Annotated in this window: 19 protein-coding genes; 7 read left to right on the top strand and 12 right to left on the bottom strand. The window is 65.8% G+C overall.

Annotation, left to right across the window (positions count from 1 at the left end; all coding sequences use genetic code 11):
• Positions 1-57: 57 nt before the first annotated feature.
• Together feoB and ACVIGB_RS32485 are read right to left on the bottom strand one after the other, a co-directional pair.
• Positions 58-1,932, bottom strand: coding sequence for a ferrous iron transporter B (gene feoB / locus ACVIGB_RS32490; protein ID WP_456719599.1), 1,875 nt, complete (start codon positions 1,930-1,932; stop codon positions 58-60).
• Positions 1,929-2,216 (bottom strand): FeoA family protein, encoded by a 288-nt coding sequence (locus ACVIGB_RS32485; RefSeq protein ID WP_029081252.1) that lies wholly within the window; start codon positions 2,214-2,216, stop codon positions 1,929-1,931. Before ACVIGB_RS32485 ends, feoB begins: the two co-directional genes overlap by 4 nt.
• Positions 2,217-2,582: 366 nt before the next feature.
• Between ACVIGB_RS32485 and ACVIGB_RS32480 the strand changes: the two genes are divergently transcribed.
• The 5 genes from ACVIGB_RS32480 to ACVIGB_RS32460 all read left to right on the top strand — a co-directional run bounded on the left by ACVIGB_RS32480 (position 2,583) and on the right by ACVIGB_RS32460 (position 9,096).
• On the top strand, positions 2,583-4,727 hold the full coding sequence (locus ACVIGB_RS32480; protein WP_456719600.1) for an ATP-binding protein: 2,145 nt from the start codon (positions 2,583-2,585) through the stop codon (positions 4,725-4,727).
• Positions 4,728-5,214: 487 nt separating this feature from the next.
• Entirely contained in the window at positions 5,215-7,266 is a 2,052-nt protein-coding gene (locus tag ACVIGB_RS32475) for an ABC transporter ATP-binding protein/permease (RefSeq protein WP_456719601.1), read from the top strand.
• A gap of 30 nt (positions 7,267-7,296) precedes the next feature.
• A complete protein-coding gene (locus ACVIGB_RS32470) occupies positions 7,297-8,154 on the top strand; it encodes an FkbM family methyltransferase (RefSeq protein WP_456719602.1) in 858 nt (285 codons plus the stop codon).
• A 193-nt stretch (positions 8,155-8,347) separates the two neighbouring features.
• Entirely contained in the window at positions 8,348-8,734 is a 387-nt protein-coding gene (locus ACVIGB_RS32465) for a VOC family protein (RefSeq protein WP_092121360.1), read from the top strand.
• Positions 8,735-8,862: 128 nt separating this feature from the next.
• Positions 8,863-9,096, top strand: a complete 234-nt coding sequence (locus ACVIGB_RS32460; RefSeq protein WP_456725029.1) for a hypothetical protein — start codon at positions 8,863-8,865, stop codon at positions 9,094-9,096.
• A gap of 231 nt (positions 9,097-9,327) precedes the next feature.
• On the opposite strand, the gene ACVIGB_RS32455 is transcribed toward ACVIGB_RS32460, so the two are convergent.
• The gene (locus ACVIGB_RS32455) at positions 9,328-10,131 is read right to left on the bottom strand and encodes a hypothetical protein (protein ID WP_456719603.1); all 804 of its coding nucleotides are present in this window, start codon (positions 10,129-10,131) and stop codon (positions 9,328-9,330) included.
• Positions 10,132-10,529: 398 nt separating this feature from the next.
• Here ACVIGB_RS32455 and ACVIGB_RS32450 point away from each other — a divergent pair, with 398 nt between their 5' ends.
• Positions 10,530-11,672 (top strand): OmpA family protein, encoded by a 1,143-nt coding sequence (locus tag ACVIGB_RS32450; RefSeq protein ID WP_456719604.1) that lies wholly within the window; start codon positions 10,530-10,532, stop codon positions 11,670-11,672.
• Between the two features lie 298 nt (positions 11,673-11,970).
• Here ACVIGB_RS32450 and ACVIGB_RS32445 read toward each other — a convergent pair whose 3' ends face one another.
• Positions 11,971-13,728, bottom strand: coding sequence for an alkaline phosphatase (locus tag ACVIGB_RS32445; protein ID WP_456719605.1), 1,758 nt, complete (start codon positions 13,726-13,728; stop codon positions 11,971-11,973).
• A 213-nt stretch (positions 13,729-13,941) separates the two neighbouring features.
• Positions 13,942-14,307, bottom strand: coding sequence for a nuclear transport factor 2 family protein (locus ACVIGB_RS32440; protein WP_456719606.1), 366 nt, complete (start codon positions 14,305-14,307; stop codon positions 13,942-13,944).
• Between the two features lie 97 nt (positions 14,308-14,404).
• Between ACVIGB_RS32440 and ACVIGB_RS32435 the strand changes: the two genes are divergently transcribed.
• Complete coding sequence (locus ACVIGB_RS32435) at positions 14,405-14,995, top strand: TetR/AcrR family transcriptional regulator (protein ID WP_456719607.1); 591 nt, start codon at positions 14,405-14,407, stop codon at positions 14,993-14,995.
• A 45-nt stretch (positions 14,996-15,040) separates the two neighbouring features.
• Here ACVIGB_RS32435 and ACVIGB_RS32430 read toward each other — a convergent pair whose 3' ends face one another.
• From ACVIGB_RS32430 to ACVIGB_RS32400, 7 genes are all read right to left on the bottom strand, one after another.
• Positions 15,041-15,364 (bottom strand): hypothetical protein, encoded by a 324-nt coding sequence (locus ACVIGB_RS32430; RefSeq protein ID WP_456719608.1) that lies wholly within the window; start codon positions 15,362-15,364, stop codon positions 15,041-15,043.
• Between the two features lie 463 nt (positions 15,365-15,827).
• Positions 15,828-17,165, bottom strand: coding sequence for an argininosuccinate synthase (argG, locus tag ACVIGB_RS32425; RefSeq protein ID WP_456719609.1), 1,338 nt, complete (start codon positions 17,163-17,165; stop codon positions 15,828-15,830).
• Positions 17,166-17,242: 77 nt separating this feature from the next.
• Positions 17,243-18,028, bottom strand: coding sequence for a phosphatase PAP2 family protein (locus tag ACVIGB_RS32420; RefSeq protein ID WP_456719610.1), 786 nt, complete (start codon positions 18,026-18,028; stop codon positions 17,243-17,245).
• 39 nt (positions 18,029-18,067) lie between these two features.
• Positions 18,068-18,553 (bottom strand): hypothetical protein, encoded by a 486-nt coding sequence (locus tag ACVIGB_RS32415; protein WP_456719611.1) that lies wholly within the window; start codon positions 18,551-18,553, stop codon positions 18,068-18,070.
• A 155-nt stretch (positions 18,554-18,708) separates the two neighbouring features.
• A complete protein-coding gene (gene rlmN / locus ACVIGB_RS32410) occupies positions 18,709-19,923 on the bottom strand; it encodes a 23S rRNA (adenine(2503)-C(2))-methyltransferase RlmN (RefSeq protein ID WP_456719612.1) in 1,215 nt (404 codons plus the stop codon).
• Between the two features lie 74 nt (positions 19,924-19,997).
• The gene (locus ACVIGB_RS32405; RefSeq protein ID WP_456725030.1) at positions 19,998-20,555 is read right to left on the bottom strand and encodes an invasion associated locus B family protein; all 558 of its coding nucleotides are present in this window, start codon (positions 20,553-20,555) and stop codon (positions 19,998-20,000) included.
• 240 nt (positions 20,556-20,795) lie between these two features.
• On the bottom strand, positions 20,796-21,635 hold the full coding sequence (locus tag ACVIGB_RS32400; protein WP_456719613.1) for an SDR family oxidoreductase: 840 nt from the start codon (positions 21,633-21,635) through the stop codon (positions 20,796-20,798).
• Between the last annotated feature and the right edge of the window lie 86 nt (positions 21,636-21,721).

Genomic DNA, 21,721 nt, shown 5'->3' with positions numbered 1-21,721 from the left:
TACTTCGTTGCCCGCCCGGTTGCACCCATTGCCGCCGCGACAGAACGCGACGCCCCGCTAATGCAGCCCCAGCGCCTGCGCCAAATTGAAGGTCAGGAAGCTCGCGACATAGGCCAGCGCAAGCATGTACAGGAACGTCACCACCATCCACTTCGCGCCGCCGGTCTCACGGCGGATCACCGCGAGCGTCGAGGCGCATTGCGGGGCGAAGATGTACCAGACCAGCATCGACAGTGCGGTCGCCAGCGTCCATTTCTGTGCCAGCACCTGACCGATCTGCTCGGCCGCCTCCTTGCCGCCCTCGATCGAATAGACGGTGCCGAGCGCCGCGACCGCGACCTCGCGCGCCGCCATGCCCGGGATCAGCGCCACCGCAATCTGCCAGTTGAAGCCGATCGGTCGCAGCAGCGGCTCGAGCGCGTGGCCGATCATCGCCGCGAAGCTGTAGTTGATCGCCGGCCCCTCGGCACCGGCGGGCGCGGTCGGGAACGAGGCCAGGAACCAGATCAGCACCATCATCGAGAGGATCGTGGTGCCGGCGCGATACAGGAACATCTTCGCGCGATTGAGCACGCCGATCGCGATGCTGCGCAGCCGCGGCACCTTGTAGTCGGGCAATTCCAGCATGAACGGCGCCGGGGCGTGGTCGCGCCAGAGAAAGAACTTTGCGATCGCCGAGACCGTCAGCGCGCTGGTGATGCCGGCGGCATAGAGGCCGAACATCACGAGCCCCTGCAGATTGACGAAGCCCCACAGCGTGGTCGACGGAACAAAGGCCGAGATGATCAGCGTATAGACCGGAATCCGCGCCGAGCACGTCATCAGCGGCGCGATCAAGATCGTGGTCAGGCGGTCGCGGCGATTGTCGATCACCCGCGTCGCCATGATGCCGGGGATGGCGCAGGCAAAACTCGACAGCAGCGGAATGAAGGCGCGGCCATGCAGCCCGGCGCCGCCCATGATGCGGTCCATCAGGAACGCGGCGCGCGCCATGTAGCCGAAATCTTCCAGCAGCAGGATGAACAGGAAGATGATGATGATCTGCGGCAGGAACACGATGACGCTGCCGACGCCGGAGATCAGCCCGTTCTGCAGGAAGCTCTGCAACAGGCTCCAGCTTTCCGGCAGCAGGTCGTGGATCAGCTGCCCGAGCGCGGAGAAGCCGTCCGACAGCAATTCCATCGCCGGCTGCGCCCAGGTGAACACCGCCTGGAACATCACGAACAGGATCACGGCCAGGATCACGAGACCCCAGACCGGATGCAGCACGACCGAATCGATCCGGTTGGTCAGCGTGTCGGGCTTGGTCGGCAGCGTTACGGCTGCCGCGATGATGCGGTCCGCCTCGCGCTGCGCCGCCTTGAGATCGGCGATCGTGGGCGTCGCCCACTCGCTGGCCGTCGCCTGTTGAGACCGCGCCAGGAATTCGTCGGTCCGCTTCAAGAGTTCGTCGACACCGCCCTTGCGGACCGCGACCGAGGTCACGATCGGCAGGCCGAGCTCCTGCGACATGCGATCGAGATCGATCGTGACGCCGCGGCGCCTCGCGATATCGATCATGTTGAGCACCAGCATCATCGGCCGGCCGACGCGCTTCAGCTCGAGCACCAGCCGCAAGGTCAGCCGCAGATTGGTGGCATCGGCAACGCAGAGCACGAGATCGGGCACCGCCTCGCCGTCGAAGCGGCCGAGCACGATGTCGCGGGTGATTTCCTCATCCGGGCTGCGGCCGCGCAGCGAATAGGTGCCGGGCAGGTCGAGCACCGTCACGCTGCGGCCCTCCGGCGTGACGAAGCCGCCGGATTTGCGTTCGACCGTGACGCCGGGATAATTGGCGACCTTCTGGCTGCTGCCGGTCAACCGGTTGAACAGCGACGTCTTGCCGGTGTTCGGCGCGCCGACCAGCGCCAGGCGCAGGGATGCAGTTGTCATTCGACGATCACGGCCATGGCTTCGCTCCGGCGCAGCGCGATCGTGATGTTGTCGACGCGCACCGCGATCGGATCCCGCCGGATCGTGCCTTCATGCAGGATTTCCACGCGCGCGCCCTCGACAAATCCCATCTCCACCAGGCGCTGCTCGAGCTCCTGCGGAGAGAGCGATGAACCCGTCACGAGCGCATCGAGCCTGATGATTTTTCCGACAAAACCGCGATCCGCATGTCCGAGCCGGATGTCCTGTAAGTTATCCTGGGAGGAATTTGGATCGCCTGTCATGCGGCCTGTGTTTCAGCAGGTAGTCACAGGGTCAAGCATTTGCCCGTGAGTGGTTTTAGAACTCCTAAAAACGGCGTCCGCGATCGTCATTCCGGCCGATTTTCCGCTTGACTGCCGCGCCCTCGCTAACGAGGTCGTGATCCCTCCGGGCGGCATCCGCCCGGCCGGCACGATTGGGTCGGCCACGCGGGTGGCATTGCCCCTCCGCAGCAGGCCCGAGCGCGGACCGGCTGCCGGCCGATCGCTCTGGGCACCCTTTCGCTGCCTACGGACGGCGGATGCGCTTCCGCACGGCCATCCCGAGCGGGGTTTCGCTTCCTCCAGCGCGACGGTTTGCGTTAAGGTCCGCAAGGAGCCGGAGCGCACGTGCCGACCGCACACCGCAATTCGCTGAGACTGCTGCAATGGATGATGGCCGCTTCGCTGGCCCTTCCGCTGGCGCTGTTCTTGTTTGCTTCCGCGATGTCCCGGATATCGACCAGCGAGGCCGCCGACCAGGAAATCCAGCGCACGCTTGACGTCGCCCATGAGCACGCGCTCAAGGTGTTCGAGACCATCGACCGCAGCCTGGGCGAGATCACTGAGGTCGTCCGTGGCATGAGCGATGCCGATATCGCCGCGCGCGAGAAGAGCCTGCACGAGCGGCTGCGCCGGGTCGCCGACACGCTCCCCCAGGTGAAATCGATCTGGGTGTTCGATGCCAACGGCCATGCGCTGGTCAACAGCCTGGTGCAACCGGCCCCCGCCATCGATTTCTCGGATCGGGATTACTTCCGCATCCACGCCGAGCGCGACATCGGCACCTATATCGGCGAGGTGCTGACGCCGCGGCCACCCTATCAGGGTGCGCGGTTCTTCAGCGTCGGCCGCCGCCGCAACAACGAGGACGGCAGCTTTGGCGGCGTGATCCAGGCCTCCGTGCTTCCGGAATATTTCGAGAATTTCTACGCCAAGATCGGCCGCGAGCCCGGCAGCTTCCTGGCGCTGATCCGGACCGATGGCTCGATACTGGCGCATTTCCCTGTCATCGACCACGACGCCAGGTTTGAGCCGAGCGGGCCGCTGGGGCGACAGGTCGTCGCCAATCCCGAGACCGGCGGCATGACGATCCGTTCCCCGGCCGACGGCATCGAACGGCGCATGCGCTATCAGCGGCTGGCCGAATACCCGATCTATGTCAGCGCCGGGCTCGAAACCTCGGCGATCCAGGCGCGCTGGATCTCGACCATGGCGCAGCACCTGATCTTCGGCATACCGGCCACCGCGCTGCTGTTCGGCCTGCTCGCGCTCGCCTTCCGGCGAACCGAGCGCCTGCAGGAGGAGGCCGACCGGCGCATCGAGGCCGAGGACGCGTTGCGGCATGGCCAGCGGCTGGAGGCGCTCGGGCAACTCACCGGCGGCGTCGCGCATGACTTCAACAATCTGCTCACCGTGATCCGCGCGTCGGTCGACATGTTGCGGCGGCCGGACCTGCCGGAGGCGCGGCGGCAGCGCTACATCGATGCGATCTCCAACACCGTGAACCGTGCCGCCAAGCTGACCAACCAGCTGCTCGCATTCGCGCGCCGGCAAACGCTGAAGCCCGAGGTGTTCGACGTCTGCCAGAATGTCCGCACCCTGAGCGAGATGATCACCACCCTGATCGGCTCGCGCATCGAGATCACAGCGCAGGTGCCGGACGAGACTTGCCTCGTCAACGCCGATGCTGGCCAGTTCGAGACCGCCATCATCAATATGGCGGTGAATGCGCGCGACGCGATGGACGGCGTCGGCCGGCTCACGATCGCGGTCCGCGCCGTGAAGAATTTGCCGTCCGAGGCGGTCACGCCGCCGAGCCCGCACGGCCATATCGCGGTGTCGGTGGCCGATACCGGCGTCGGAATTCCGCAGGAGCTGTTCGGCCGCATCTTCGAGCCGTTCTACACCACCAAGGAGGTCGGTCACGGCACCGGCCTTGGCCTGTCGCAGGTGTTCGGCTTCGCCAAGCAATCCGGCGGCGAGGTCACCGTGACCAGCGAAGTCGGCAAGGGCTCGACGTTCACGCTGTATCTCCCGCGTGTCGTCGGCAGACACAACGCACAATCGCCGCTCACGGAGGATGCGCCTTCGATCGATCAGACCAGCGCGTCGGTCCTCATCGTCGAGGACAACGCCGAGGTCGGAAAGTTCGCCGCCGACACCCTGACCCAGCTCGGCTGCACCTGCGTCCTGGTCGAGAACGCCACCCACGCGCTTGAGGAGCTGGCCGTCGACCCCGGCAGGTTCGACCTGGTGTTCACCGATGTCGTGATGCCCGGCATGAGCGGCATCGAGCTTGCGGAGGAGATCCGCCGGCAGCGGCTCGATCTGCCGATCGTGCTTGCTTCCGGCTACAGCCAGGTGCTGTCGCAGCAGGGCAGCGGCGGCTTCGAGCTGTTGCAGAAGCCGTATTCGGCCGAGCAGCTGGCGCGCGTGCTGCACAAGGCCACCCGCTCGCGCCGGCTGAAGCGGGACCAGGCGCCGGCGTCGTGAGGTGATTGCGTTGACGCGCCTCAAACGCGATGTCGTTCCTGCGAAAGCAGGGACCCATAACCACAGAATTGGGTTGTTGAGCACGCTGTGGCTCCAGCGACGCCTGATGACGACCATTCGTGGTTATGGATCCCGGGTCGCGCTGCGCTTGCCCGGGACGACACCGAAGATGCGCATTCTGTGAGTCAAAGGTCCGCGTTCTCGCGACGTGAATTGCCCGAGCTTTGCTGTTCGTGTCGCCCTCTCGCTTGGCAGAGGTCACGCTCGTCGGTCGTGACATCGGCGTCCTCCGCATCTCGACCCACGCTAGTGACGACCGCGAAGCGCCCCTCGATCGGGTGAGACGGGCGAATGATACACTGAGTTTCATTCCGATAAACCGAAATATTTTCGCACGAGGTGATTGACAGGCTTTTGCTGAGTTGCCCGCCAGGTCATTCTGTCGCACCGCAACGGAACCTTCTGATTTCCCTCGCGTTGTCGCGCGATGGGCAAAGCCGAGGCAAAATCCGGATCGTCGAACAGGCCCGCGCCGGCGAAGGCCAACTCGCCTCGGAAAGCGAGCGCGGCGCGCGGCGGTCCCGAGGACAGCGACGCCGCACGGGGGGAAGCCAACGACAAATCGGAATTCGTCGAGATCATTGCCGAAGACGGCGACCATGTCGAACCGCCGCCGCCGGAAATCCTCGAGCCCGAACCCGAACTGTCGCCCGAGGAAGCCGAACAGGCGCGCAAGGACTATTTGCTGACGCGATTCTGGATCAGTGCACGGGGATATTGGGGACGCAACGGCGACCGGCTGGCGTGGCTGTTCACGATCGGGCTGCTGCTGCTGATCGTCGCCAATGTCGCCGTCCAGTACGGCATCAATGTCTGGAATCGCGCGATCTTCGATGCGATCGAAAAGCGGGATTCGGTCAGTGTCTTTCACCTGACCGCCATCTTCTTTCCGCTCGCGATCGGCAGCGTGCTGCTGGGCGTCGCCCAGGTGTTCGGCCGCATGAGCATCCAGCGGCGCTGGCGCGCCTGGCTGACCAATGCCGTCGTCTCGCGCTGGCTGGCGAACGGCCGCTACTACCAGCTCAATCTCGTCGACGGCGATCACAAGAATCCGGAATACCGCATCGCCGAGGATCTGCGGATCGCAACCGACTCGCCGGTCGACTTCATCGCCGGCGTGACGTCGGCGCTGCTGTCTGCCGTCACGTTCATTGTCGTGCTCTGGACGATCGGCGGCGCGCTGACGCTGACGCTCGGCGGCTCCTCCGTCAGCATCCCGGGCTTCCTGGTCATCGCCGCGATCGTCTATGCCGCGATCGCGTCCGGCTCGATCATGGCGATCGGGCGCCGCTTCGTTCAGATTTCCGAGGACAAGAACCAGGCCGAGGCGGAATTCCGCTATGTGCTGACCCGCGTGCGCGAGAACGGCGAAAGCATCGCACTGCTCGGCGGCGAGGCCGAGGAACGCGACGGCATCGACAAGACATTCTCGAACGTGCTGCGGCAATGGGCGCGGCTCGCCGGACAGCACATGCGCACGACGCTGGTGTCGCAGGGATCGAATCTCATTGCGCCGGTGGTGCCCTTGCTGCTGTGCGCACCAAAATTCCTCGAGGGCAGCATGACGCTCGGCCAGGTGATGCAGGCGGCCTCCGCCTTCACCATCGTGCAGACCGCATTCGGCTGGCTGGTCGACAATTATCCGCGGCTCGCCGACTGGAACGCATGCGCGCGCCGCATCGCGTCGCTGATGATGTCGCTCGACGGGCTTGAACGCGCCGAGACCGGCGACGGCTTCGGCCGCATCAAGCGCGGCGAGACCGCGGGCGAGGCCATGCTGAGCCTCAACGACCTCTCCGTTACGCTCGACGACGGTACCGCCGTGGTCGGCGAAACCGAGGTCGTGATCGAGCCGGGGGAACGGTTGCTGGTCGCCGGCGAATCCGGGACCGGCAAGAGCACGCTGGTCCGTGCCATTGCCGGCTTGTGGCCCTGGGGCGGAGGCAGTGTCAGCCTGCATGCGGACCGTCGCCTGTTCATGCTCCCGCAAAAGCCCTACGTACCCTCGGGCACGCTGCGGCGCGCGGCGGCCTATCCCGGCGCGGCGGAGGACTGGAGCCTCGAGCAGATCGGCGACGCCTTGCACAAGGTCGGCCTCGACCATCTCAAGGAGAAGATCGAGGAGGACGCGCCGTGGGACCAGACGCTGTCCGGCGGCGAAAAGCAGCGGCTCGCCTTTGCCCGCCTGCTGCTGCACAGCCCCGACATCGTCGTGCTCGACGAGGCGACTTCCGCGCTCGACGAAAAGAGCCAGGACAAGATGATGGAGATGGTGACGACGGAATTGCCGAAGGCGACCATCGTCAGCGTCGCCCATCGCGTCGAACTCGAAGCATTCCATAGCCGCAAGATCGTGCTGGAGCGCCGCAAGGGCGGCGCCAGGCTGGTCAGCGACGTCGACCTGATCCCGCGCAAGGGCCAGCGAAGGCTGCTCGGACGCTTCCTGCGGCAACGGCGAGCCGCAGCCAAGGCGGCATAACGGGCGTTGGCGCTCCCGTCGAAACCGGCTATGCATGCCGCGCTTTTGATGAGGCCATGCGTGATACCCAGCAACGACATTTCGCCGCCGCCGTTCGGCGCCCTGGCGCCCAATGCGGCGCAGGCCGCCATCATCCGGCTTGCGCATGGCAGCGGATTGAAGCGCGGCGCGTTCCGGCCCTGGCTGTCGCGACTGGTCAATCTGTTCGGTTCGGGACCGCTTGATGCGACCTATCAGGGCGCATCGTTCCGCTTCTATCATCAGGCGAGCGCGACCGAGCGCGGCGCGCTGTTCAATCCCGATTACAATCTGGAAGAGCTCGCCTTCCTGCGGGCGCATGTCGGCACCGGCGGCACCTTCGTCGATGTCGGCGCCAATGTCGGCACCTATGCGCTGGCGCTGGCGCGCGATGTCGGGCCCAATGGCAAGGTGATCGCGATCGAGCCGCATCCGATGACGCATGCGCGGCTCAAATTCAACACACAGGCCTCCGGCTTTCCACAGGTGCGCCTGGTTGCAGCCGCCGCAGGTCCGGCCGATGGCGAGCTGATGATCGAGACCGACGGCGACAATCTCGGCGCCAGCCACATCGTCACCGGCACGCCGACGGGCAAGGCGTTCAAGGTGCCGTCGCTGCGGCTGCTACGCATCCTCGAAGAGGCCGGCGCGACCAGCGTCGATGCGCTGAAGATCGACGTCGAGGGGTTCGAGGACCGCGTGCTCACCGGCTTCTTCCGCGACGCGCCGGAGCAGCTGTGGCCGCGCGCGGTCGTGATCGAGCATCTGTCAAAGGACGAATGGACCGACGATTGCATTGCGGACATGCACGCGCGCGGTTACGTCGAGCAGGGCCGGACGCGGAGCAACACGCTGCTTGTGCGCGGTTGAGGTGTACCCGCGTCAGAGATCTGCTCCCTCTCCCGCTTGCGGGGGAGGGCCGGGGTGGGGTGTATCCACGAGTCGTATTGTGGAAAGAGCCCCCACCCGGATTGCATCTTCGATGCAATCCGACCTCCCCCCGCAAGCGGGAGAGGTGCAACGAGTCTGAGGATGTAGTGTCGCACACACAGGGAGCCTCGCAATGATCGACCATATCGGCTTTTCGGTCTCGGACTACGAGCGAGCGAAGGCGTTCTACCAGACGGCGCTGGCGCCGCTCGGTTACGGCCTGATTATGGAAGTGCCCGCGGAAGTGACCGGGCACGCGCCTGCGGCGGGCTTCGGCGCCAACGGCAAGCCGGATTTCTGGATCGGCGGCGAAGGCGCGATGAACAAGCCGGTGCATATCGCGATCACAGCCAAGGACCGCGCCACTGTCGACGCCTTCTACAAGGCCGCGATGGCAGCCGGCGGACGCGACAACGGCGCGCCCGGCATTCGCGCGCATTATCACCCGAACTATTACGGCGCGTTCGTGCTCGATCCCGACGGCCACAACATCGAGGCGGTCTGCCACACGCCCGGATGAGGTGCTTCAAGGAACGGCGCGGCGCGCGATCCGTTATCGCTTCGAACTGCGATGGAGCAATCAATGCGCGCGACGCGACCTGACATCGACGGACCTTGCATCGGCATCAGCTTCACGGTCTTGATCTAATGCCGATCGAGCCCCCCGAGATTCCGCCGGCGACGCCGGGCACGCCGAGCGAACCGCCGCCGGGGATTCCGCCCGGCAATCCGCAGCCGGAGGTGCCAGCGCCGGTGCGCGAACCCGGCGAGCCGCCGCGACCGGACGAACTGCCGGGCAAGACGCCCGCCGAATCACCGGTGCGCGGACCGCCCGGACCAACCGGCCCACCGCCTGCGACAGATCGCCCCGCCGTCCCGTGATTCGCCATCGCACCCAGGTTCCAGATCGATTGAGAGTGTGTCCGAGCGTTTCTTCTGAACGCGCAGTGAACAAGCGCACACGCAACCCGTTATAATGTCGAAATAAACTTCGCCGATGATTCGGCGCTCGCCACAATCCGGCCTAACGGCTGGCAATTCATCGTCCTGCCGAATTGTTCGGCTCTGACTTCCTTTCCTTCCTGCCCAGACTTTCCGCCGGGGACTCCAAGATTATGACAAAGCTTCGTCTCGTGCTGCTTGCCACGACTGCGCTGACGGTGATGCAATTCGCCACCTCAGCGTCGCACGCACAAACTTCGCCGCTGGTCGTCGCACAGGCGCAGCCAAAGGAAGAGCTCGGACCTGACGGAAAGCCGAAGCCACGGCCCGCGCCGGGCGCACCTGCGCATCCGGCACCGCCCGCAGCTGCACCGCCCGCCGCCGCACCGCATCCGCAGGCGCCACCTCCGGCAGCCGCGCCGCATCCGGCTCCTCCGCCGGCCGCAGCGCCTGCGCGTCCGACACCGCCACCTCCGCCACCGGCCGCTGCTCCGCCGCATCCGACGCCACCGGCTCCGCCGGCAGCCGCGCCCGCGCGCCCCACTCCGCCTCCGCCGCCCGCGGCCGCGCCCGCACACCCTGCTCCGCCGGCCGCTCCCGCACGGCCCGAACCGCCCGCCGCGCGGCCAGCTCCGCCTCCGCCGGCAGCCGCACCTGTGCGGCCCGAGCCACCCGCCGCGAAGCCGGCACCATCGCCAGCACCTGCACGGCCGGAGCCGCCCGCGGCTGCACCCGCGAAGCCGACCCCGCCACCGCCGGCGGCAGCGCCCGCACATCCCACGCCGACCCCACCGCCGCCGGCGGCAGCACCGCAGCGGCCGGGCACGCCGCCGCCCGGCGCAGGACCCGCGCATACGCCGCCGACCCCAGCACCGGCGGCCACTCCCGCAGCACCGACTGCCGCGCCGGCAGCGCGCCCGGGCACGCCGGCTGCGACGCCGACGCCGGCCGTACCGGCGGCTCCGGGAGCTGCAACACCGGCGCCGGCCGAGCGCCGGCCGGGTGATCGTCCGGGTGGCGAACGTCCTGGCGGCGCCAAGCAACCGCCGGGCACGCCGCCCGGCGCGACGTCGCCGGCAACGCCTACGCCATCGACAACGACAACGCCTCCCGCAGCAGGCGGCCAGCCGCCCGCAAAGCCTGGCACGCCCGGCACCCCACCCGCCGCCACGCCGCCCGGCGCGACGCCGACACCACCGGCGCCGGGTCAACAGGGACGTCCCGCCACACCGCCCGGAGCACCGGCGACCCCAGGCGCCGCAATGGGCGCCCCCGGCGCGACACCGGCTCCGGGTCAGCCGGGACGCCCGGGCACTCCGCCGGCCGCTGGTGCTGCGCCCGCAGTGCCGCCGGCCCAAGGCCAAGGAGCGGCAATGGGCGCCCCCACGCGTCCGGCCGGCCCCTCGGCGCCGGGTGTCGTGCCCGGCTCGGCGGCCGCAACGCCCCCGCCCGGCAACGCGCAATATGCCCCACCGACGGTTTCCTCGGCCTTCCGGACCGCGCCGACCGTCGCCGCGCCGCTTCCGCCGGCTCCGCGGCATGACAACGTCTCGCCGCTCGCGATCGGCGCCGCTGTTGGCGTCGGCGTGGTGGCCGGTGCGATCATCGGCGGGACCATCGCCGACCTGCACAACCAGCGGCAGGAGGTCGTCGAAGGCGGCCGCACCATCTACACCGAGCCGGACCGCATCATCATCCGCGATCCGGGCGGTCAGGCCTATGTGCGCGGCGACGACGTCTATCGCTTCCGCTACGGCGCGCGCGACATTCGCACCGAGACGATCGGCGGCGAGACCCGCACCATCGTGGTTCGTCCCGACGGCAGCGAGATCATCACCGTGGTCGGTCCTGATGGCCAGATGCTGCGCCGGATCCGCAGGGATCCCGGTGGCCGCGAGCTCGTCATCATCGACAACAGCTATCGCGATCCGGGCGCGGTCGGCGGCTTCTATGTCGACCTGCCTCCGCCGGTGGTCCGCATCCCCTATGATCGCTACATCGTCGAGTCCGACAGCGCGGCGCCGGACGTGATCTACGACACCATGGAGGCACCGCCAGTGGATCGGATCGCGCGACGCTATTCGCTCGACGAAATCCGCTACAGCCCGAACGTCCGCATGCTGATGCCGTCGATCGACGTCAACAGCATCAACTTCGACTCAGGGTCCTGGCAGATCCCGCCGGATCAGGCGGCGAAGCTGCAGGCGATCGCCGACGGCCTCAACCGGGCCATCCAGCGCAATCCGCGCGAGGTGTTCCTGATCGAAGGCCACACGGATGCGACCGGCAACGACACCGACAATCTGTCGCTGTCCGACCGCCGTGCGCAGTCCGCCGCCGAGCTGCTGACGCAGCAATTCGGCGTGCCGGCCGAGAACCTGACCTCGCAGGGTTACGGCTCGCAATACCTGAAGGAGCAGACCGACGGACCGAGCCGCATCAACCGGCGCGTCACCGTCCGCCGCATCACCCCGCTGCTCAACGGCGGCACCGCCTCTGCCGCGCCACCGCGCTGAGCCGGCGCGACATCACGATACGAAAATGGCCGGGAGCGATCCCGGCCATTTTTGTTTCTTCTCCTTCCCCCTGAAAGGGGGAAGGTCGAGATGGGGTCAGTCGCAGGTGACGGTGTCTGCGGAGAGAGCCGATCCCCACCCGCTTTGCTCTCGCGACCAAAGCGACCTCCCCTTTTCAAGGGGAGGTTGGAGAAGCGTCGCCGCTTACACCAATCCTCCAACAGCGAGCTTCGCGCGTCTTGCCCCAGCGAGTGGGAGAGGTGCAGCGAGTATGCCGCTCGGCGAGCCTCATCGTTTCCTATTTCCCCGCCCCGAGCCCCAGCGCGTCGACCATCACGCGAAACACCTCGGTGTTGTCCATCGATCCGTGCACGCGCTCGCTGCCCGGCCCGGTCGCGGTGAGGATGACGTCCTCGCCGGAATGCACGCTGGCGCCGATCATCGCCGGCAGATTTCCGAAGCGCAGCACGACGCCGGGAACGTCCTTGTATTTGTCGTTGGCCTTGAACGTGTCGGGCTGATCCCCCTTCACGGTCGGCTCGTTCGGATCGTCGAGCTTCGGGCGGAACGTCTCGTAATGGTCCGGCAGGCTGGCCGAGAAGATCGCGAGCCGCCGGCTGACATCGACGCGTGACGGATAGCCCCCGGCATCGGGCGCCGGGTAATTCGGGAAGCCGGCCTTCTCGTAGACGCCGACGCGCTCGCGCAGCGGCACGTTGGGTGTCGCGGCCATGTCGTCATTGATGGTGCCGACCAGGCTGTTCGGATGGTTGTGGTCGGCCACGACGAGGATCAGCGTGTCGTCGTTGCGCGCTTTGGCCCAGTCCTTTGCCAGCCGCACCGCGTTGTCGAGCATGATGGTGTCGTAGACCGCACGCTCCATGTCGAGCAGATGGGCGTATTTGTCGATCAGGCCGGACTCGACCATCAGGAAGAAGCCGGCATCGTGCTTCGACAGAACCGTGAGCGCAGCCTGAACCTGCTCGGTCAGGTCGGGCTGCTCGGGAAATTTCTTGACGCCGCCCCCCTTGAGGAACCTGCGGTCCAGCGCGCCGTCCATGTTGCCGGTCGCGAACAGGCCAAGCAATTGCCGCGTCTCCGGCCTGGCGGCGAGCGCGTTCAACTCGCCTGCAGTGGTCGCGACCGGATAGCCGGCGGCGCGGAAGCGCGCGAGATAGTCGATGTCGTCCTTGCGTTTCGATTCCGCGGCCGATTGCGGCAGGAAGTTCGCGGATCCCCCGCCCATCAGCACGTCGGGCTTCGCATCGAAATATTGCGCGACGATCGCATCATAGGCGGCGCGCCGGCGGGTATGTGCAATCATCGCAGCGGGCGTCGCGTCCTCGATTTCGGTGTTGGTGACGATGCCGACCGCGAGCCCGGCCCGGCGCTTGGCAAGACTCGCGATCGTCTCGACCCTGGGGTCGTCGAGCGGATCGGGCGTACGATCGGCATAGACGCCGAGCGCATTGACCGCGGCCTTGTGGCCGGCGGCGTAGGCGCTCGCGGCATTCGCCGAGTCGGTGATGATCGAATCCGAGCCTGCGGTCGCCACCAGCGCCATATGCGGCATGTCGTCGATGGCGAGCTTGCCGCGGCTCTTGCCTTCGGCGATTCCCTTGGAGAGGATCCGCGCGGCGACGCGATGCGCCGGCGACATCCCGTCGCCGATGAACAGGATCACGTTCTTCGCCTTGCGCGGCCCGGTGTCATAGACGGTCCAGGTTACCGTGCGGCTCTGCGTACCGTCGTTGACTTCGACGGCAACCGTACCGGGCCTGGCGAGCGAGACGTCGCGCAACAACAACGCCGACTGATCCTTGCCGGCCTCGCGCGCGGTAAACGTGCCGCTCTGACCGAACACCGCGGCATAGTCCGCGCCGTTCAGCGTCACCTTCAGCCGGGCTTGGTCGGCCAGGCCGGGCAGTTCGACCTTGAAGTCGAATTTGGCGCCGACAAGTATCTCGGCGCGATCGATCGGATAGATGGTCTGCGCGAGCGCCGGCGCTGCCGACAGCGCCAGCGTGACGGCCACGCCGGCCAATGACTTGATCATGATCGATGCTCCGCCCCTTGCGCATCATGCGCGCCGGGGCGGAGGCTAGTGGCGGCGGATGACGCCGCAATGAGGCGGCGCCGGGACGTTTTGCCGCAAGGGCGGGCGCTAAGAGCGCCATGACGCTCCTTCGGACCGTCATCCCGCTTTCTTTGTTTTGAGCATGATCTTTTCGGAAAACCGCTACGCACTTTTCCGGATCATGCTCGAGTGTCAGCGCGCCATCTGCTGCGGATCGTAGAAGAAGCGCTCCTCGACCAGCTCCTCGCCGCGCCAGGTCTGCCAGGCGACCTCCTCCATGCTGCGGACCTTGCCGTCCTTGCCGGTGAATTCGAACCGCCAGCAGATCGCCGAATGATCGCCGTCGAGCAGCAGCGGTCCGAGCCGCGTGGTCTTCACGCCGGAGACTGCCGCCAGCACCGCCGCTTCGCGCGCCGCCAGCGCCTCGCGGCCGACGCGCCATTCGCCGTCGTTTTCCTGGGTGCGGGCATCGACCGAATAGAAGTTCCTGATTGCGCCGACATGATCGTTGGATTCGACCGTGTCGGCGAAGGCTTGCAACGTCTTGAGCGAGGGCATCGGGCAATCTCCATTTACCGACTTACGGTCGGTATTTATCGACTGATAGTCGGTAAGTCAACTGGCGCCGATCCGGAACCTGGGCTAGACATTCGCTATGGCAACCCAGGCCGAACGGCGCGAGAAGACCAGAGCCGCCATCGTCAAGGCTGCGCGGCGCATTTTTGGCGAGCGCGGCTTTGCGGCGGCGACGATGGACGACATCGCTGCCGGGGCGCGCGTCGCCAAGGGCGCGGTCTATCATCACTTCGCGACCAAGGAGGCGGTGTTCGAGGCGGTGTTCGACCAGGTCTCGATGGATCTCGTCGCCGACCTCGACCGCATCTCGCGCGCCGAGAACGATCCGCTCGCGGCGATGGCGGCCGGAACACTGGGCTATTTCGCGGCGTGCTCAAAAGGCCCGACCGGCCAGATCATTCTGCGCGATGGTCCGGCCGTGCTCGGCTGGGAACGCTGGCGCGAGATCGACGCCAAGCATTTCGGCGGCAAGTTTCCGCGCGCGCTGACGGCGGCGATGGATGCCGGCGTGATCGCCAAGCAGCCGGTCGAGCCCCTCGCGCGGCTGCTGCTCGGCGCGGTGACGGAGGCGGCGGTCGCGGTCTCCGCGGGCCCCGACATCGGCAAGACCGGCATCGATTACGCGCGCGCGTTTCGTTCGCTGCTCGATGCGCTCAGGCTGAAGCACTAACCACATCGACGAGGAATTGACGGTCGTAGCTGCACTTGGAGCGAGCTACATCCAAATGGCCTGGTAGACCGCTCCTCTAATGCGCTCAATAGTTGCATCGCCAACGTATTCTATTTGATCTAGGGCCTGATCCTCGGTAGTCGCAAGTTGGCCGATCGTCGTGATGCCGGCTGCGGTCAACCGTTCGATCAGATTGTGCGTGAGTCCGTAAGGATAAGCAGGCGATTTGCGCAGAACAGAGACAGGCTTGTCTAAAATTGCAAGGCCGTGCTCAACCGGAAGTGCAGGCAACTGTATGCTGTGAAACGCCTGCCCAGAGATATGAAACTCGGCTGGCTCAGGAAGGCCTCCAATCCACTGATCAATCATCTCAAACGTGAGTCGTTTTGAGGGGATGCTGTCCAGAAGGTTACAAAGATTGATCGCGAATATCCGTACTTAGAACTCTTATGGCTCTACTCGCAAACGAATCAATTGAAAGAGAGAGTTGGTCCAATGCAGACTTCGCAATCCCTGCTGAAGCAGGCTCGCCACACAGTAATAGTCCAATGTCCGACATATGATGAATCAACCCAAAATTAGGCAGAACACACCATATACGAGAGACGTCTATCACCACAACCCAAGCTGCTTCTTGGGCTGGTTATAAGTTTGGAGCGCGTTGAGACGAAACCGACGGCGCGAACGTCTGAGTCCTATCGCTCTTTATAAGGGAGACCGGATCAGCAATCTTAGACCAAGCGTTCGCCCTCGCGAGACCCCCGCGAATAAGAGTCGCCTTGCCTACCGCAAGCATTGTGGGCGGCATGATAGGAAATTAAGTGCCACCGCCTCAATCCTTGTCGTTCTCGAGCCGGAAGATCTGCGAGCCTTCGCCGCTCGAGAGCAGGCCGGTCTTGTTGTACAGGCCGAGCTTGGCGCGGGTGTCTGATATGTCCAAGTTGCGCATCGTCAGCTGGCCGATGCGGTCGGCCGGCGAGAAGGCGGCGTCCTCGACCTTCTCCATGCTGAGCCGCTCCGGCGCATAGGTCAGGTTCGGGCTCTCGGTGTTCAGGATCGAGTAGTCGTTGCCGCGGCGCAGCTCGAGCGTCACCTCGCCGGTGACGGCGCGCGCCACCCAGCGCTGCGCGGTCTCGCGCAGCATCAGGGCCTGCGAGTCGAACCAGCGGCCCTGATACAGCAAGCGGCCGAGCCGCATGCCGCTGATGCGGTACTGCTCGATGGTATCCTCGTTGTGGATGCCGGTGACCAGACGCTCATAGGCGATGTGCAGCAGCGCCATGCCGGGCGCCTCGTAGATGCCGCGGCTCTTGGCCTCGATGATGCGGTTCTCGATCTGGTCGCTCATGCCGAGGCCATGGCGGCCGCCGATCGCATTGGCTTGGAGGAACAGCGCGACCGGATCGGCGAACGTCTTGCCGTTCAGCGCGACCGGCTGGCCTTCCTCGAAGCGCACCACGACCTTCTCAGCCTTGACGTCGCAATCGGCACGCCAGAACGGCACGCCCATGATCGGATTGACGATGGTGATGCCGCTCGCAAGGCTCTCGAGATCCTTGGCCTCATGGGTGGCGCCGAGCAAATTGCTGTCGGTCGAATAGGCCTTCTCCGCGCTCATCTTGTAGGCAAAGCCCTGCGCGGTCATGAACGCCGACATTTCGGCGCGGCCGCCGAGCTCGTCGATGAACTGCTGGTCGAGCCACGGCTTGTAGATGCGCAGGCTCGGATTGGTCAGCAGGCCGTAGCGGTAGAAGCGCTCGATGTCGTTGCCCTTGTAGGTCGAGCCGTCGCCCCAGATGTTGACTCCGTCCTCCTGCATCGCCGCGACCAGCATCGTGCCGGTCACCGCGCGTCCGAGCGGCGTGGTGTTGAAATAGGTGATGCCGCCGGTCGAGATGTGGAACGCGCCGGACTGGATCGCGGCGATGCCCTCATGGACCAGCTGGGTGCGGCAATCGACCAGGCGGGCCTTCTCGGCGCCGAAATCCATCGCCTTGCGCGGGATCGCGTCGTAGTCGGCCTCGTCGGGCTGGCCGAGATTGGCGGTGTAGGCAAAGACCTTGGCGCCCTTCAGCTTCATCCAGAGCAGCGCCGCTGACGTGTCGAGCCCGCCGGAGAACGCGATGCCGACTTTCTCGCCGGTGGGCAGGCTTTTCAGAATCGTGCTCATGGGACGGTCCAATCGGTCGAAGTCAGGATGATACGGTGGGCGAATATCAAATTTCCGGAGCCTGGGCACGCCTTTAATCAGGCTTCCGGCTGGCTCGGCTCCGCCCGGCCGCCGCCCCGGCGCCAGCGCTGCATCAGCCGGTAGCCCGGCATTGCCAGCCGCGTCAGCGTGGCATCGACCTGGGCATCGGTCAGCCGGGTCGCGGCCCAGCGATAGATCAGCGCATAGAACAGCCAGACAGTGAAGAACGACACCAGACCGGCGATCGCCACATCGGTGAAGAAGTGCCCGCCAAAGGCCATGCGAAGCCCGCTGGTGACGATGCCGAACACAGTCGCCCCGGCAAAGGCCAGCGGCCGCCAGGCGGGCGGTGTCAGCGCCGCCGGCGCATAGGTCCAGAACGCGGTGGCGCCCTCGCCGGAGAAGAACGAGCAGTTGCGCGGGCAGCCGCCGCGCGGGTCCCACCACGGCTTGAAAGGCAAATCGCCGCCGAACTGCGTCACGAACACCGGCCGCGGCCGGCCCCAATAGTTCTTGAAGGTGAGGTTGGTGAGGACGCCGGCCGAGAGCAGCATCGTGGTGAGCAGAAACACCGCGGCGCGGCCGGACATCAGCATGGGCCGATCCGGCCGGATGAATTTCCAGACGATGGTCACGATCGCCGGCAGCACCAGCGCCCAGGCGACCCACATCGCCGCGTCGCGCGCGAACGACGCGAGCGCGTCGAGCTTCAGCGGGAAGGTTTTCTGCGCGGCATCGTAGAACATGGCCGCGAGCTTCAGGTCGAGCTCGGGATAGATCCCGAACAGGATGCCGATGATGAGCGCGAGCGCCAGCGCGATAAAAAGTCCAGTCCGGTTCATGGCGCGCGGTTTAGCCGAGGCGGATGGTCATGGGAAGCATCACGGCCGCGGCGATTGCGACGGCAAGGGCGGGGGCGACGGCAACGGGCGCGGCGGCTCGCGCCAGGCGCCGGCGGTGCGGCCGGCGATCAGCCAGTAGACCAGGCCGGCGACGATGCCGGCGCCGGTCATGATCTCCATGTGCCGGCGCACGATGCCGTGGAACTGCATCATGTCGGGATCGAACGGAACCAGGCCGAGATAGCAGGCCGCGCCGACGATCCCGCCGCCGATGGCGTAGGCCAACACGCTCCTGATGAAGAAGGCCTCGGTGATCAGCACCACGATCAGCGCCGGCAGCAGTGCAAAGCCGGAGATGAAGATGAAGCCGAAGCCGAGCACGACGTTGACAGCGCTCTGGTCGATCTGCCCGCCGAAATCGCTGACCTCGGGATACAGCACCGCGACGACCACGATGATCCCGGCCACGAAGCAGGCCATCAGGAAGCCGAAGGCGACGACAAACAGGCGGCCGATCAGGGCCATGCTACGAGCTCCCCGTCATTGCGAGCAGAGCGACTTGTCCGCCGAAGCCTTGGCGAAGGCGGAAGCAATCCATGTCCCAGCGTGGCGAGACATGGATTGCTTCGTGGCTTCGCTCCTCGCAATGACGACGTGGAGAGCGTTGTCGCTCACAATATTCAATCCGTCATCGCCATCGCGCGCAGCGCCTGGCGCTCGCGGGCCGAGAGCTTTTCGGTCTCCGACTTGAGCTGGCCGCAGGCGGCGAGGATGTCGCGGCCGCGCGGCGTGCGCACCGGCGAGGAATAGCCGGCGTTGAAGATGTATTCGGAGAATTTTTCGATCTGCTCCCAGTCCGAGCATTCGTAGGCTGTGCCCGGCCACGGATTGAACGGAATCAGGTTGATCTTGGCCGGAATGCCCTTGAGCAGCTTCACCAGCAGCTTGGCGTCGTCGAGCGAATCGTTGACGCCCTTGAGCATCACATATTCGAAGGTGATGCGCCGCGCGTTCGAGGCGCCGGGATAATCGCGGCAGGCCTGCAGCAATTCCTTGATCGGATATTTGCGGTTCAGCGGCACCAGCTCGTTGCGCAGCTCGTCGCGCACCGCATGCAGCGAGATCGCGAGCATCACGCCGATCTCGTCACCGGTGCGCTGGATGTTCGGCACCACGCCCGAGGTCGACAGCGTGATGCGGCGGCGGGAAATGCCGATGCCTTCATTGTCGCCGACGATCAGCAGCGCATCGCGCACCGCTTCGAAATTGTAGAGCGGCTCGCCCATTCCCATCATCACGATGTTGGTGACGCGCCGCGTGCCGTCCTCGCGATCGGCCCAGTCGTTGAGCCGGTCGCGTGCCACCATCACCTGGCCGACGATCTCGCCGGCGGTGAGGTTGCGCACCAGCCGCTGCGTGCCGGTGTGGCAGAACGAGCAGTTCAGCGTGCAGCCGACCTGGGAGGAAACGCACAGCGTGCCGCGATCGGTCTCGGGAATGTAGACGCACTCAACCTCGTGCGGCCGCTCGACCTTGTCGCCGCTCGGCAGCCGCAGCAACCATTTGCGAGTGCCGTCATTGGAGATCTGCTCGGCGACCACCTCGGGACGGTCGACGGTAAAATACTTCTCGAGCTCGGCGCGCATGTCCTTCGAGACGTTGGTCATCTCGGCAAAGCTCTTGGCGCCGCGGAAATACATCCAGTTCCAGAGCTGCTGGGTGCGCATCTTGCGCTGCGCGGCCTGCACGCCGATCTCGCCCAGGCGATCGGCGATCTCGGCGCGCGACAACCCGATAAGCGACGGCTTGGCCGGCGGCACGTAGGTCTCGAGCGGAACCTTTTCGACCAGCGCGCTGGCGCCGGACACGGCATTGGTGGTCACGGTGTCGGTCATGAAACCTCAAATAGGCCTTCCAGCCGGTGCTGGAAAGCCGCCAAATACCTTGATTTTGTATCTCCAAGCCGGTCTTAACGCCGGCAGTCCTGCCCCAGCCGGTCGAGCGCCTGCGCCAGACCCTTCAGCGAGAAGCTGTCGATCGTCTCGGTGCCCTTCGCCGAGACGGCTTTTACCGTCAGATCGGCCGATTTGCGCATGGCTTCCACCATCCGCTCCTCCTCGGCCGCATTCTTGATCCAGAGGCCGTCGCCCTGGGTGTACATCGCATAAGTTCCGCCGCCGACCTGGAGCGTCGATTCCGAACCCGGCTTCACGGTGTAGCCGATCATGATCGAGACTTCGTTGACGACCTTCTCGGCCGGGCGGGTCGAGATGAAGGCATAGGCCGGATCGCGCGGCCGGTTCGGCGGGTTGGTCTTCGACGACGACGGCTTGGCGAGTGCAAAGCACACCTTCTTGCCGTTGGGCGACGCGGTGTAGGCGCCCCAGGTGCCGAATTGGCCGATCAGCGTCGGCTCCGCACCGCCGGCGGCAGCCGCGGCGGCCGAAGGCGCCGGCTTGGTCGCTTCCTTCGCCGCATCTTTCTTGGGCGCAGCCTGCGCCGGCGCGAGGGAGACGATCCCGCACACGACACAAGCAGCCAGTGATGTCAGAATTTGCCGCACGGCCAACTGGTTCCCCCATCATTGTGACTGGAAGATGGCCCGGCGATTCCCCTCCGCCGGCTCGGATGGATAACCGGGAAACGCTTTTTTGGAAAGGCAGTTAGGCCCGAACGCGCGCGCCGGCCACAGCCGCACGCGCGTCCGTTGATTCTCAGTTCTTGCTCAGCGCTTGTTGTCGCGCATCAGCCCTTGGTCATCCCTTGGTCATCCCTTGGCGCGCGCCGCGCGCTGGCTCTCCCACTGCGCATCGGTCCATTGCAGCAGGTCCTCGGCACCGGAACTGCGCAAATGCGCGCCGCCGTCCTGCACCACCATCTCGCCATTGATGTAGCCGGCCTGATCGGAAATCAGGAAGGCCGCGAGGTTGGCAAGCTCGGAATGCTCGCCGGCGCGGCCGAGCGGATTGCGCTGCGACCAGGTCTCGCCGCGCGCTTCGGGACGCAACTGCCCGGTGGCACCTGGCGTCGGGAACGCGCCGGGCGCGATCGCCACAGTGCGGATGCCTTTCGGGCCCCACTCGACGGCAAGGCTCTTGGTCATCGCCAGCACCGCGGTCTTGGCCATCGACGACGGCACCGTGAAGGCGCGACCCGTAATGGTCGAGGTCGAGAGGATCGAAAGCACCACGCCCTTGTGCTTGCCTTCGATCCAGCGGCGGCCGGCGGCGAGCGTGCAGTACATCGTGCCATGCAGCGTCGGCGCCAGGATCGCGTCCGCGGCACGGAATGACAAATGTTCGCTCTGCGCAATAAAGGTTGCGGCAGCATTGTTGACGAGAACGTCGATCGGCGCCTCCTGCCAGACCTGATCCATCATCGCCTCGACCGCGGCGCCGTCGCGGATATCGCAGCGTGCGGTCGACACCTTGGCACCGAGTTCGCTGCGGAATTTGCCTGCGGTTTCCTCCAGCAGCCCCTCGCGCCGCCCGCAGATGATCAGTTCGGCACCGAGCTCGGCAAAGCGGGCGCCCATCGCTGCGCCAAGACCGGAGCCGCCGCCGGTGATCAGGATGCGCTTTTTCGCTAGCAGGCCGTTTTCAAACATAGTTTGATCCCTCCGCACTGTATTGTCGCTCCGCCGCAAATCCGGCATGAAGCTTGTAGTCCAAGATCTTGCAGCTCTTTCTGCGT

The organism is Bradyrhizobium sp. USDA 4341 (genome assembly GCF_054063755.1).
Note: the sequence above shows the minus strand (reverse complement) of the source record. Positions and strands in the feature narration are given on the sequence as shown.

Coding starts and splice junctions, on each gene's coding strand:
- argG (WP_456719609.1), bottom strand. CDS start 17,165: ATGAGCACGATTCTGAAAAGCCTGCCCACCGGCGAGAAAGTCGGCATC.
- ACVIGB_RS32430 (WP_456719608.1), bottom strand. CDS start 15,364: ATGATTGATCAGTGGATTGGAGGCCTTCCTGAGCCAGCCGAGTTTCAT.
- ACVIGB_RS32415 (WP_456719611.1), bottom strand. CDS start 18,553: ATGGCCCTGATCGGCCGCCTGTTTGTCGTCGCCTTCGGCTTCCTGATG.
- ACVIGB_RS32435 (WP_456719607.1), top strand. CDS start 14,405: ATGGCAACCCAGGCCGAACGGCGCGAGAAGACCAGAGCCGCCATCGTC.
- feoB (WP_456719599.1), bottom strand. CDS start 1,932: ATGACAACTGCATCCCTGCGCCTGGCGCTGGTCGGCGCGCCGAACACC.
- ACVIGB_RS32465 (WP_092121360.1), top strand. CDS start 8,348: ATGATCGACCATATCGGCTTTTCGGTCTCGGACTACGAGCGAGCGAAG.
- ACVIGB_RS32445 (WP_456719605.1), bottom strand. CDS start 13,728: ATGATCAAGTCATTGGCCGGCGTGGCCGTCACGCTGGCGCTGTCGGCA.
- ACVIGB_RS32460 (WP_456725029.1), top strand. CDS start 8,863: ATGCCGATCGAGCCCCCCGAGATTCCGCCGGCGACGCCGGGCACGCCG.
- ACVIGB_RS32400 (WP_456719613.1), bottom strand. CDS start 21,635: ATGTTTGAAAACGGCCTGCTAGCGAAAAAGCGCATCCTGATCACCGGC.
- ACVIGB_RS32475 (WP_456719601.1), top strand. CDS start 5,215: ATGGGCAAAGCCGAGGCAAAATCCGGATCGTCGAACAGGCCCGCGCCG.
- ACVIGB_RS32485 (WP_029081252.1), bottom strand. CDS start 2,216: ATGACAGGCGATCCAAATTCCTCCCAGGATAACTTACAGGACATCCGG.
- ACVIGB_RS32420 (WP_456719610.1), bottom strand. CDS start 18,028: ATGAACCGGACTGGACTTTTTATCGCGCTGGCGCTCGCGCTCATCATC.
- ACVIGB_RS32440 (WP_456719606.1), bottom strand. CDS start 14,307: ATGCCCTCGCTCAAGACGTTGCAAGCCTTCGCCGACACGGTCGAATCC.
- ACVIGB_RS32450 (WP_456719604.1), top strand. CDS start 10,530: ATGGGCGCCCCCACGCGTCCGGCCGGCCCCTCGGCGCCGGGTGTCGTG.
- ACVIGB_RS32470 (WP_456719602.1), top strand. CDS start 7,297: ATGCATGCCGCGCTTTTGATGAGGCCATGCGTGATACCCAGCAACGAC.
- rlmN (WP_456719612.1), bottom strand. CDS start 19,923: ATGACCGACACCGTGACCACCAATGCCGTGTCCGGCGCCAGCGCGCTG.